5 protein-coding genes are annotated in these 13,109 nt (G+C 42.0%); 1 reads left to right on the top strand and 4 read right to left on the bottom strand.

What is annotated here, in order from left to right; all coding sequences use genetic code 11:
* A partial coding sequence (locus tag MB09_RS14210; protein ID WP_205618100.1) for a SprB repeat-containing protein occupies positions 1-2,085 on the bottom strand: 2,085 nt, incomplete at its 3' end.
* Between the two features lie 546 nt (positions 2,086-2,631).
* Here MB09_RS14210 and MB09_RS14205 point away from each other — a divergent pair.
* On the top strand, positions 2,632-4,254 hold the full coding sequence (locus MB09_RS14205) for a peptide chain release factor 3 (RefSeq protein ID WP_045081586.1): 1,623 nt from the start codon (positions 2,632-2,634) through the stop codon (positions 4,252-4,254).
* Positions 4,255-4,372: 118 nt separating this feature from the next.
* Here MB09_RS14205 and MB09_RS14200 read toward each other — a convergent pair whose 3' ends face one another.
* The 3 genes from MB09_RS14200 to rpoB form a co-directional block, all read right to left on the bottom strand.
* Positions 4,373-4,693, bottom strand: coding sequence for a DUF3467 domain-containing protein (locus tag MB09_RS14200; RefSeq protein ID WP_045081585.1), 321 nt, complete (start codon positions 4,691-4,693; stop codon positions 4,373-4,375).
* Between the two features lie 109 nt (positions 4,694-4,802).
* The gene (rpoC, locus tag MB09_RS14195) at positions 4,803-9,101 is read right to left on the bottom strand and encodes a DNA-directed RNA polymerase subunit beta' (protein WP_193392800.1); all 4,299 of its coding nucleotides are present in this window, start codon (positions 9,099-9,101) and stop codon (positions 4,803-4,805) included.
* A 78-nt stretch (positions 9,102-9,179) separates the two neighbouring features.
* Positions 9,180-12,992 carry a DNA-directed RNA polymerase subunit beta gene (rpoB, locus tag MB09_RS14190; RefSeq protein WP_045081583.1) on the bottom strand — a complete coding sequence of 1,271 codons (3,813 nt, stop codon included), beginning with the start codon at positions 12,990-12,992 and terminating at the stop codon, positions 9,180-9,182.
* Between the last annotated feature and the right edge of the window lie 117 nt (positions 12,993-13,109).

Here is a 13,109-nt window from a genome sequence, read left to right as displayed (position 1 = left end):
CGCAGTGTCACTGTTCGAGCAACTATTGCCATCAGTGTAACTATAAGTAACCGTAATTGATCCGCTAAGACCGGCTGGATTGAATGTAGCCGTACCATCTCCATTATTGGTAACTCCTGTTCCGCTCCAAGTTCCGTTGGAATTTGTCGGTGTTCCAGTTAGGGTAATAGGGCTTACGTTGTCGCACAACGGGCCGTAGTTTCCGGCATCCACTGTCGGAGCCGTGTTTACAAGTATGTTCGCGGTGTCGCTGTTCGAGCAGCTATTGCCATCAGTGTAAGTATAAGTAACTGTAATTGTTCCGCTAAGACCGGCCGGATTGAATGTAGCCGTACCATCTCCATTATTGGTAACTCCTGTTCCGCTCCAAGTTCCATTGGAATTTGTCGGTGTTCCAATTAGGGTAATCGGGCTTACGTTGTCGCACAATGGCCCGTAATTTCCGGCATCAGCTGTTGGTGATTTATAAACTATTATATTGGCCGTATCACTGTTCGAGCAGCCATTACTATTTGTATAACTATATGTAACGGTGTTCGATCCAAACAATCCAGATGGATTGAAAGTTGCTGTTCCGTTACCGTTGTCGGTTACACCTGGCCCACTCCATGTTCCACCAGAATTTGTTGGAGTTCCCGTCAATGTAATCGGACTGACGCTATCGCAAAGTGGTCCGTAGTTTCCAGCATCAACATTTATTTGATTAGGCTGAGTGATAATAATTGTTTCTAAGGTAGTACAAATACCGTCACTAACAGTTACATTATAAGTTCCAGCAGTTAAGCCAGATTGATCTTGAGCTGTTGGATTTAAACCACTTCCACCATTGCTTGCGGTCCAGGCATAAGTATATGACCCAGATCCACCTGTAACAGATAAATCTATAGACCCATTATTTCCATCAAAACAAGTTACGTTAACCTTAGTAAAGCTTGAGTCTAAATCTGAAATTGTCAGTGTAAGTTTTCGGGATGGTGAGGTACAGCCAAGGGTGGGGTTATAATAAAATGCATAATACACTCCCGGAGGCGTTACCGTAGGATTGTTCGGTAAGTGATCTGCCGTTACACTCAAATCTGGATTGGTAGTCCACTTCAAAACCGCTCCTGGAGGCGTGGTTGATGTTACAAAACTATTAAGTGCTACCGGTGTGGGCTCACAATATACTTTCGAGGTGGGTTCAACAGTAGGGGAATTTGCATATCCTTCTACAGATAATCTCAAACCATCCACCAATACTACTGATCTTCCCGGATTACCTGTTTTGTAGAATACTTCAACAGAAGTGGCGTTAGGCCCAGCTTTAAAGGTTATACATCTATTTTCCCAGTATGGGTTAATTTCTGTCCATCCGCCTGGGTTTTGGTCTCCGTTATTACCACTCGTAGCAAATGATAATCTCGTTGGGAAATCACTCGCCTGGTGTTGTACTAAATCATTATGGGTATAAGTTAATGGATCGGAAACTTGAACCGCCCCATTTCTTACACCAAATTGTAAGTTAGGCGCGTATTCAATTACCGCACCACCTTGATTGTTGCTGTTAACTGTATTATATCTTGGTATAACAGCTATTTCAAAACATACAGTATAGACCGTATTCGGAATTACCGACAAAGTTTGGCGTATAGCCTCATTTTGAAATGAAAATATAGCAAAACCTCCACCATCAAAAGTAGAGGGTTCAATAATACCGGGATATACCGAATTGGAATTTGTAGTAGAGTATGAAATATACTGGCCTTCAGACCAATCTACCGTACCGTCATCATTCCAGCACGTGTATTTTACATCGGCTTGATATTGACCATTCGTACCACCTACAGCGGTACGGAATGTTCCTCCTGCCACATCGGCCTTTTCAAAGGAGCCACAAGTGATCAAATTACACGCGCCAACAAAATCACCCTTTTGGGCATTATTGAAAGCCTGAGCTTTAGATCTAGAACGGAACGTTGCATTATGCGCTGCAGCTTTTTTATCAAGATCAGCATTGTATTGATCCAGATATGCCTGCGAATATGGCAAGATTACCTTTCCCTCATCCGAAGAGCCAATTGCCTGTGAATAGCCCTGGCTACTCAAGCAACCTATTAAAATGAGACCTATTAAAAACCTCCTATCAGAAGCAAATAATTTAGTAATTATTTTAAACATAAGTTAGAATTTTATTTATACCGATATCTTTTGATAATGCCATAATCGGGAATTCACCCCAATTAACAGGTCAAATATACAGTGGAAAAACAGTTAAGGAATTACCAACAAACAAGTATTAGTTGAACTGTAAAAAATAGACGGTAAATGACCCAATTTGAATAAAAAGGCAAGATTTTTTGTAGGAATTTTACATACGTGTTAGTACGTATATGCAATAAATATAAGCCTTTAGAAAAGTATTTTAGTAAGAATAAATTCAAATAAGCAACTTCCTCCTCAATTTTTAAAAACTTCGTTCATACCGTGGCTTTGGTTTTGGCAGAATTTAAAAATTATCATTTTAAGTGAGTATTTATTGTAGGAAGAAAACAGGCTGAAAATCAGTGATACTTACAGAAATAATAATAATCCATTCTGGTTTCAAACTAAATTAACAAACTTTATCTTTGCATCCTATTTAGAAGAAAAACAATGTCCTTAACAAAAGAAATAAAACGCCGAAGAACTTTCGGAATCATTAGTCACCCAGATGCCGGAAAAACCACCTTGACAGAAAAACTGCTTCTTTTTGGAGGTGCCATTCAGGAAGCCGGGGCCGTAAAAAGCAACAAAATTAAAAAAGGTGCCACCAGTGACTTTATGGAAATAGAGCGCCAGCGTGGGATTTCCGTGGCAACTTCTGTCTTGGCCTTCGAATATGAAGGGATAAAAATCAACATCCTCGATACGCCCGGCCACAAGGATTTCGCGGAAGACACTTTTAGGACTTTAACTGCCGTAGATAGCGTAATTGTTGTTATTGATGTGGCAAAAGGTGTGGAAGAACAGACTGAGAAATTAGTTGAAGTCTGCCGCATGCGAAACATTCCAATGATCGTTTTCATCAATAAAATGGATCGCGAGGGAAAAGATGCTTTCGAGCTTTTGGATGAAATCGAGCAAAAGCTGAACCTTCGCGTAACGCCCCTAAGTTTCCCAATTGGGATGGGTTATGATTTTAAGGGAATTTACAATATTTGGGAAAAAAACGTAAATCTTTTCAGCGGTGACAGCAGAAAAAATATTGAGGAAACCATTGAAATTGAAGACGTAAGTAGCCCTGAACTGGAGAAATTGGTTGGCGACAAAGCAGCCAAAACCCTTCGGGAAGAGCTTGAATTGGTCTATGAGGTTTACCCGGATTTTAATCGCGATGAGTATTTAAATGGAGAACTGCAGCCGGTTTTTTTCGGTTCCGCATTGAATAATTTTGGAGTCCGCGAGTTGTTGGACTGTTTCGTTGAGATAGCTCCTACCCCACGCCCAAAGGAAAGTGACACACGTTTGGTAAAGCCCGATGAAAAAGAATTTTCAGGTTTCGTTTTTAAGATTCACGCAAATATGGATCCCAAGCACCGCGACCGTTTGGCATTTGTTAAGATCGTTTCGGGTACTTTTGAAAGAAATTCACCATACCTGCACGTACGCCACGGCAAGAAGCTAAAATTTTCCAGCCCCAATGCGTTCTTTGCCGAAAAGAAACAAATAGTGGATATTTCGTATCCAGGTGATATTGTGGGACTGCACGATACAGGAAATTTCAAAATTGGAGATACCTTGACCGAGGGCGAAGAGATGCGATACAAAGGCATTCCTAGCTTTTCTCCGGAACACTTTAAATACATTAATAATGCCGACCCGATGAAAAGCAAACAGCTTGAAAAGGGCATTGACCAATTGATGGATGAAGGCGTTGCACAGCTTTTCACTTTGGAATTAAACAATAGAAAAGTAATCGGTACCGTAGGCGCACTACAGTTTGAAGTAATCCAGTACCGATTGGAGCACGAGTACGGAGCTAAATGTAGTTACGAAAATCTAAACGTGCACAAAGCCTGTTGGGTAGAAGCAAAAGATCCAAAAAGTGAGGAATTTGCAGATTTTAAAAGGGTTAAGGCGAAATTTTTGGCGAAGGACAAACGCGGCCAATTAGTGTTCTTTGCAGATTCTGCATTTACACTTCAAATGACCCAATCAAAATATCCAAATGTGAAATTGCATTTTGTGAGCGAGTTTGAAAAAGCCGGAAGCTCGAAGACGAGAGATGGAAAATAATTATAGACATTATTAAAAACCTAGGCGTGCCATTAATCGTGCGTCTAGGTTTGGAATTTGGTTTTTGCATTTTGGAATTTGAAGCATAAAAAAAGCCCTGAATGATTCGGGGCTTTTTTTATGCTTCGCCGGTAGGGCCGAAGTTTAAAGGAATAGGCGGTTGCTCATAGTCCTTTATTTCGCCGTGAGCGTTTTCAAATCTTTTCACATTGTCACCCAATGCCTTCAGAAATCTTTTTGCGTGTTGTGGCGTCAAGATAATTCTGGACTTCACTTTGCTCTTTGGAATTCCGGGCATAATAGTTACAAAATCCACCACAAATTCAGAAACCGAATGGTTGATTATGGCCAAGTTGCTGTAAATACCCTGAGCCACGGTTTCGTCCAATTCTATGTTTATCTGCCCTTGTTTGGGTTGTTCTTTTTTTTGATCTGCCATTATTAGATTTTAGACGTTAGATATTAGATTTTAGATTTCCTATGACAGAAAATATTGGTCTTCGGCTCCGCTCAGACCACGGTCATTGAGCGGAGTCGAAATGACCTCTTTAATTATAATTTACTTCCTGCTTTACGCGGTTCATTTCCTCAAGCTCTTCCTTGGAACCTACAATTATAGTATCATATCTACGCATACCGGTACCGGCTGGTATTTTATGGCCTACAATTACATTCTCTTTCAAGCCTTCCAAAGTATCGACCTTACCAGCAACCGCTGCTTCGTTCAATACTTTGGTAGTTTCCTGGAAGGAAGCCGCAGAGATGAATGACTTGGTCTGTAACGACGCTCTCGTAATACCCTGAAGTACTGGAGTGGCCGTTGCAGGAACCGCATCGCGCGCTTCTGCAAGTACTTTATCGTTTCTTCTCAATAAAGAGTTCTCATCGCGAAGCGTACGTGGAGAAAGGATTTGACCTTCCTTTAAGTTTTCAGAATCCCCGGCGTTTGTAACTACCTTCATTCCGAAAATCTTATCGTTCTCTTCAATGAAATCATCTTTATGAGCCAATTGGTCTTCAAGGAAAGTAGTATCTCCCGGATCTTGAATCTGTACTTTACGCATCATCTGGCGAACCACAACTTCAAAGTGCTTATCGTTGATCTTCACCCCTTGCAGACGGTACACCTCCTGAACTTCGTTCACAAGATATTGTTGTACTGCAGATGGGCCTTTTATGCGAAGGATATCCTCCGGCGTAATGGAACCATCGGAAAGTGGCATACCTGCACGTACGTAATCGTTTTCCTGAACAAGAATTTGGTTTGAAAGTTTCACCAAATACTTTTTAACTTCGCCCAATTTGGACTCAACGATAATCTCACGGTTACCACGTTTTATTTTTCCGAAGGAAACTACACCGTCAATCTCACTAACAACTGCAGGGTTTGAAGGGTTACGCGCTTCAAAAAGCTCAGTAACACGCGGAAGACCTCCTGTAATATCACCCGCTTTCGCAGATTTACGTGGTATCTTCACAAGAATTTTACCGATCTTAATTTTGTCGCCATCGTCCACCATCAAGTGAGCTCCAACTGGCAAGTTATAGCTACGGATAACTTCGTCTTTCTTCCCTAAAATTTGAAGGGTTGGAATACGCTTTTTATCTCTCGATTCAGAAATTACTTTTTCTTGGAAACCAGTTTGCTCATCAATCTCTACCTGATAGGTTAAACCTTGAACAATGTTTTCGTATTTAATTTTTCCTGCAAATTCTGAAATAATTACACCGTTATAAGGATCCCAAGAACAAACCACATCACCAGCATTCAGGCTATCGCCATCCTTTACGTAAAGGGTGGAACCGTATGGAATGTTATTGGTACTTAATGTAATACCGGTTTTCTTGTCAACTAGTTTAATTTCAGAAGTACGTGAAATTACAATATCAACTGTTTTGCCTTGGCTATCTTCACCTTTAACGGTTTTAAGATCTTCGATCTCTGCTTTACCGTCAAATCTGACAACCAATTTGTTCTCTTCGGAAATGTTCCCCGCAATACCTCCCACGTGGAACGTACGGAGTGTAAGCTGGGTTCCTGGTTCCCCAATGGATTGTGCAGCCACAACACCCACAGCTTCCCCACGCTGAACCATTTTATTGGTAGCAAGGTTACGGCCGTAACATTGTGAACAGATTCCTTGCTTAGCTTCACAGGTTAGTGCAGAACGTACTTCTACGCTATCCAACGGAGATTTGCCAATAGCATCGGCTATTTCTTCCGTAATATGATCACCAGATGCAACAAGCAATTCCTTAGTCAATGGGTTAACAATATCGTTAAGTGCTGTACGTCCTACAATTCTATCGCGAAGGGATTCCACAATCTCTTCGTTCTTCTTCAAGGCAGAAACCTCAATTCCACGAAGGGTGTAGCAATCTTCAATATTGATAATAACATCCTGTGAAACATCCACCAAACGACGTGTTAGGTAACCCGCATCGGCAGTTTTAAGAGCCGTATCCGCAAGTCCTTTACGCGCCCCGTGGGTAGAGATAAAGTATTCAAGAATTGAAAGTCCTTCCTTAAAGTTGGAAAGAATCGGGTTCTCGATAATTTCACCTCCACCGGAGTTTGATTTTTTTGGTTTCGCCATCAACCCACGCATACCTGTTAACTGGCGGATCTGTTCCTTAGAACCCCTCGCCCCAGAGTCAAGCATCATATACACAGAGTTGAATCCTTGCTGATCCTCGCGAATACGCTTCATAGAAAGCTCGGTAAGTTCAGCATTCGTTGCGGTCCAGATATCAATTACCTGGTTGTAACGTTCGTTGTTTGTAATAAGCCCCATGTTGTAGCTATTGATAATACCGTCAACTTGTTCGTTGGCGTTATCAATCATGCTTTGCTTTTCGGCAGGGATAATAATGTCACCCAAGCTGAAAGACAATCCACCCTCAAAAGCGAATTTATATCCAAGACCTTTAATTTCGTCAAGGAACGCTGATGTTACTGGAACAGAAGTCACTTTCAAAATTTTACCGATAATATCACGAAGCGACTTTTTGGTCAATACTTCGTTTATGAAACCAGCTTCTTCAGGAACTTTCTCGTTAAAGATTACCCTTCCCAAAGTGGTGGTAATAATTTGGTTCACCAACTCACCGTTTTCATTGAAATCCTTGGTTCTGATTTTTATTTCGGCATTAAGATCTACCTTGCCTTCATTATAGGCAATAATAGCTTCTTCCGCTGAATAGAAAGTTAGGCCTTCTCCTTTCACAACTACATCGCCCATGGTTTTCTTTAGTTTGGTCATATAGTATAGACCCAAAACCATATCCTGTGAAGGAACCGCAACCGGACTACCGTTTGCCGGGTTCAAAATGTTATGTGAAGCAAGCATCAAAAGCTGGCATTCCAAAATAGCCTCTGGCCCAAGTGGAAGGTGAACAGCCATCTGGTCACCATCGAAATCCGCGTTAAATGCAGTACAAACCAATGGGTGAAGCTGAATCGCTTTTCCTTCAATCAATTTAGGCTGGAACGCTTGAATACCCAATCTGTGCAAAGTTGGGGCCCGGTTAAGCATAACTGGGTGACCTTTCAATACATTTTCAAGAATATCCCAAACTACGGGCTCCTTTTTATCTATAATTTTCTTTGCAGATTTTACTGTTTTTACAATTCCTCTTTCAATCAATTTACGGATTACGAAAGGTTTGTAAAGTTCGGCAGCCATATCTTTTGGAAGACCGCACTCGAACAATTTCAATTCCGGCCCCACGACGATTACCGAACGAGCCGAATAATCCACACGCTTCCCAAGCAGGTTTTGACGGAAACGCCCTTGTTTACCTTTTAAGGAATCTGAAAGGGATTTCAATGGACGGTTGCTGTCGGTTTTTACTGCGGAAGATTTACGCGTGTTGTCAAACAATGAATCTACCGATTCCTGAAGCATACGCTTTTCGTTACGAAGGATTACTTCAGGAGCTTTTATCTCCATCAATCGCTTCAAACGGTTGTTACGGATGATTACACGGCGGTACAGATCGTTCAAATCTGAAGTTGCGAAACGACCACCATCAAGCGGCACCAACGGACGCAATTCCGGCGGAATTACTGGGATTACCTTCATAATCATCCACTCGGCCTTGTTCTCGCGGTTTTTGTTCGCATCGCGAAGTGCCTCCACAACTTGAAGACGCTTTAACGCTTCGGTTTTACGCTGCTTTGAAGTTTCGTTGTTTGCTTTATGGCGAAGGTTGTATGAAAGTGTGTCCAAATCGATTCGCTGTAAAAGATCGATCAAGCACTCTGCTCCCATTTTCGCAATAAATTTATTTGGATCTGTTTCTTCCAAATATTGGTTTTCCTGCGGAAGTGAATCAAGTATGGCTAGATATTCTTCCTCGGTAAGGAAATCCATTTTCTTCACATTCTCACCACCTTCATATTTTGCAATACCTGGCTGAATTACTACATAACGTTCGTAGTAAATGATCATATCCAATTTCTTGGAAGGTAATCCAAGAAGGTAACCAATTTTGTTAGGAAGGCTTCGGAAATACCAAATGTGTGCCACGGGAACTACCAAATTGATATGCCCCACGCGGTCACGGCGTACTTTCTTCTCGGTTACTTCCACCCCGCAACGGTCGCAAACGATACCTTTGTAGCGGATTCTTTTATATTTACCACAGGCACATTCGTAATCCTTTACCGGACCAAAGATGCGCTCACAGAAAAGACCGTCACGCTCAGGCTTGTGCGTACGGTAGTTGATTGTTTCGGGCTTTAATACTTCGCCGCGTGATTCCGCCAAAATGGATTCAGGGGAAGCCAAACCAATAGAAATCTTGTCGAATTTCTGTACTGTGTTTTCTTTATTTCTGTTCATCATGTTGAAAAAAAATTAATTTTTGTTTGTAGGCGCGCGATTAATCGCGCGCCTACGGTATCGGAATGACCCCGTGGGCTATTCCTCTAATCTAATGTCAAGACCCAATCCTTTCAATTCGTGCATAAGTACGTTGAAAGATTCCGGTAATCCTGGTTCTGGCATGGTTTCCCCTTTTACGATTGCCTCGTAGGTTTTCGCCCTTCCAATAACATCATCAGATTTAACAGTCAATATTTCTCTAAGCGTGCTGGATGCACCGTATGCTTCCAAGGCCCAAACTTCCATCTCCCCAAAACGCTGACCACCAAATTGTGCTTTACCACCAAGAGGTTGTTGCGTAATAAGCGAGTACGGTCCGATGGAACGTGCGTGCATCTTATCGTCTACCATGTGGCCCAGTTTCAGCATATAGATAACCCCTACAGTTGCAGGTTGGTCAAAACGCTTCCCGGTGCCACCATCAAATAGATAGGTGTGTCCAAATCTTGGAATTCCAGCCTCATCGGTCAATTCATTTATTTGGTCAATAGTTGCACCGTCAAAAATTGGGGTTGCATATTTGCGACCTAACTTTTGTCCGGCCCATCCAAGAACGGTTTCATAAATCTGCCCAATGTTCATACGCGATGGTACCCCAAGTGGGTTCAACACGATATCTACAGGAGTTCCGTCTTCAAGGAAAGGCATATCTTCCTCACGTACAATACGTGCTACAATACCTTTGTTTCCGTGACGTCCCGCCATCTTGTCCCCTACTTTCAGTTTACGCTTTTTAGCGATGTAAACTTTGGCAAGTTTCAAAATTCCGGATGGAAGCTCATCTCCTACAGAGATTGTAAACTTCTCACGACGCAAGTTACCTTGAAGGTCGTTTTCCTTAATTTTATAGTTGTGCATTAAATCTGCCACCAATACGTTGGTTTCATCATCAGTCGTCCAAGTACCTCCCGTTAAGTGGGTATAATCATCAACCGCGTGAAGCATTTTTAATGTGAACTTTTTACCTTTAGGGAAAACTACTTCGCCAAGATCGTTATTTACACCTTGTGCAGTTTTTCCGCCTACAATTGCGAAAAGTTTTTCAACCAAAACATCTTGCAGTGCTACGAATTTTGCTTCGTATTTTGCTTCAAGTTCGGCGATGTCCTCTTTATCTTTTGCACGCTTGCGCTTATCTTTTACGGCACGGGCAAACAATTTCTTGTCTATTACCACCCCGTTCAACGATGGCGAAGCTTTTAGAGAAGCATCCTTAACGTCGCCAGCTTTGTCGCCAAAAATGGCACGAAGCAGTTTTTCTTCTGGCGTTGGGTCGCTTTCTCCTTTAGGCGTAATTTTCCCGATAAGGATATCGCCAGGTTTTACCTCGGCTCCAATTCGGATCATACCGAATTCATCCAAATCTTTTGTAGCTTCTTCCGAAACGTTTGGAATATCGTTTGTCAATTCCTCGTTACCCAATTTGGTATCGCGAACTTCCAAAGAGTATTCATCGATATGTATAGAAGTGAAAATATCTTCGCGAACTACTTTTTCAGAAATAACGATCGCATCCTCAAAATTGTACCCTTTCCAAGGCATGAAGGCTACCTTCATGTTTCGGCCTAAGGCCAATTCTCCTTTTTCAGTAGCATATCCTTGACAAAGCACCTGTCCCTTTTTCACTCTATCGCCTTTGCGAACAATAGGCTTCAAGTTAATGGAAGTACTCTGGTTTGTCTTTCTGAATTTTACCAGTTGATATGTTTTTTCATCAGAATCAAAACTTACCATACGTTCGTTCTCGGTACGGTCGTATTTGATTGTGATTTCATTTGCGTCAACATACTCTACTACACCGTCTCCTTCAGCATTTATCAATACACGACTATCGGAAGCAACTTGTCTTTCAAGACCAGTTCCCACGATTGGTGAATCTGCAATCAACAAAGGTACCGCCTGGCGCATCATGTTTGAGCCCATCAATGCACGGTTCGCATCATCGTGCTCCAAGAAAGGAATCAACGATGCTGAAATAGATGCAATCTGGTTTGGCGCAACGTCAGCGTAATTTACAACCGTTGGTTCCACAAGAGGGAAGTCACCTTCCATACGTGCAATTACCTTGTCGGTTTCAATTTCACCTTTGTCAGACAATGGAATGTTTGCCTGTGCAATGTGTTTTTCTTCTTCTTCCTCGGCAGAAAGATAAACAGGCTCATGTTTCAAGTCGATTTTACCATCCGTAACTTTACGGTAAGGTGTTTCGATGAAACCAAGGTTATTAACTTTCGCATAAACTGCAAGTGAAGAGATAAGACCAATGTTTGGTCCTTCAGGTGTTTCAATCGGGCAAAGACGTCCGTAATGCGTATAGTGAACGTCACGAACCTCAAAACCTGCTCTTTCACGGGAAAGACCACCTGGCCCAAGTGCGGAAAGACGACGCTTATGCGTAATCTCTGCCAACGGGTTGGTCTGGTCCATAAACTGAGAAAGCTGGTTGGTACCAAAGAATGAGTTGATTACTGACGAAAGTGTTTTCGCATTAATCAAATCGATAGGTGTAAACACCTCGTTGTCACGAACGTTCATACGCTCGCGGATGGTACGTGCCATACGGGCAAGACCAACGCCAAACTGTTGCGACAATTGCTCACCCACAGTACGTACACGACGGTTGCTAAGGTGGTCAATATCATCAATCTCAGCTTTAGAGTTGATAAGCTCGATAAGATATTTAACTATGGTTATGATATCTTCCTTGGTAAGCACTTGCTTGTCCATTGGGATATCAAGACCCAATTTTTTGTTCATTCTGTAACGCCCTACCTCACCAAGATTATATCTCTGGTCGCTGAAGAATAACTTGTGGATAATACCGCGAGCCGTTTCCTCATCGGGTGGTTCGGCATTACGAAGTTGTCTGTATATGTGTTCTACCGCTTCCTTTTCTGAGTTGGTAGGGTCTTTTTGCAGTGTATTGTGGATAATGGCGTAATCTGCCTGAAGGTTATCCTCTTTGTGCAACAAGATTGTTTTTGTTCCTGAATCGATAATTTCGTCAATATGCTCTTTTTCAAGAACAGTATCACGGTCTAAAATGATCTCATTACGCTCGATGGAAACCACCTCGCCTGTATCTTCATCCACGAAATCCTCGTGCCAAGTTTTCAGCACACGTGCCGCCAATTTGCGGCCAATATATTTTTTAAGCCCCGTTTTGGAAGCTTTAACCTCTTCCGCAAGGTCGAATATTTCAAGAATATCCTTATCTCTTTCAAAGCCAATGGCACGGAAAAGTGTAGTTACCGGTAACTTTTTCTTACGGTCAATGTACGCGTACATTACGCTGTTGATATCTGTGGCAAACTCAATCCATGAACCTTTGAAAGGAATTACGCGGGCAGAGTAAAGCTTCGTTCCATTTGCGTGGAAGGATTGGCCAAAGAACACCCCTGGAGAACGGTGAAGCTGTGAAACAACAACACGCTCGGCCCCGTTGATACAGAAAGTTCCGCTGGGGGTCATATATGGGATGGTACCGAGATAGACATCTTGTACGATGGTTTCAAAATCTTCGTGCTCGGCGTCTGTACAGTACAGTTTCAATCGCGCTTTTAGAGGGACGCTATAGGTAAGTCCACGCTCAATACACTCCTGTATGGAATATCTTGGTGGATCTACGAAATAGTCTAAAAACTCTAAAACGAATTGGTTGCGGGTATCGGTAATCGGGAAATTTTCCAAAAAGGTTTTATACAATCCTTCTTGGCCTCTTTCTTCTGATTTGGTTTCCAACTGGAAAAAATCCTGAAAGGATTTAATCTGAATGTCCAAAAAGTCGGGATATTCCGGCTTATTTTTTACAGAGGAAAAATTCAATCTTTCAGTTTGCGTTGCTGACATCTATGGACGGAATTTTAATTAAAATGAAAATGAAATAATCGTATAAAAAGGCATTAACCATTATATACGCAAAATGGTTTAGGTCTTTCCGCCGAAACGGAAGACCTAAACCTTAAG

This window comes from Aequorivita vladivostokensis, from assembly GCF_000952855.1.
GTDB lineage: Bacteria > Bacteroidota > Bacteroidia > Flavobacteriales > Flavobacteriaceae > Aequorivita > Aequorivita vladivostokensis.
This window is presented reverse-complemented; position numbering and strand designations above follow the sequence as displayed.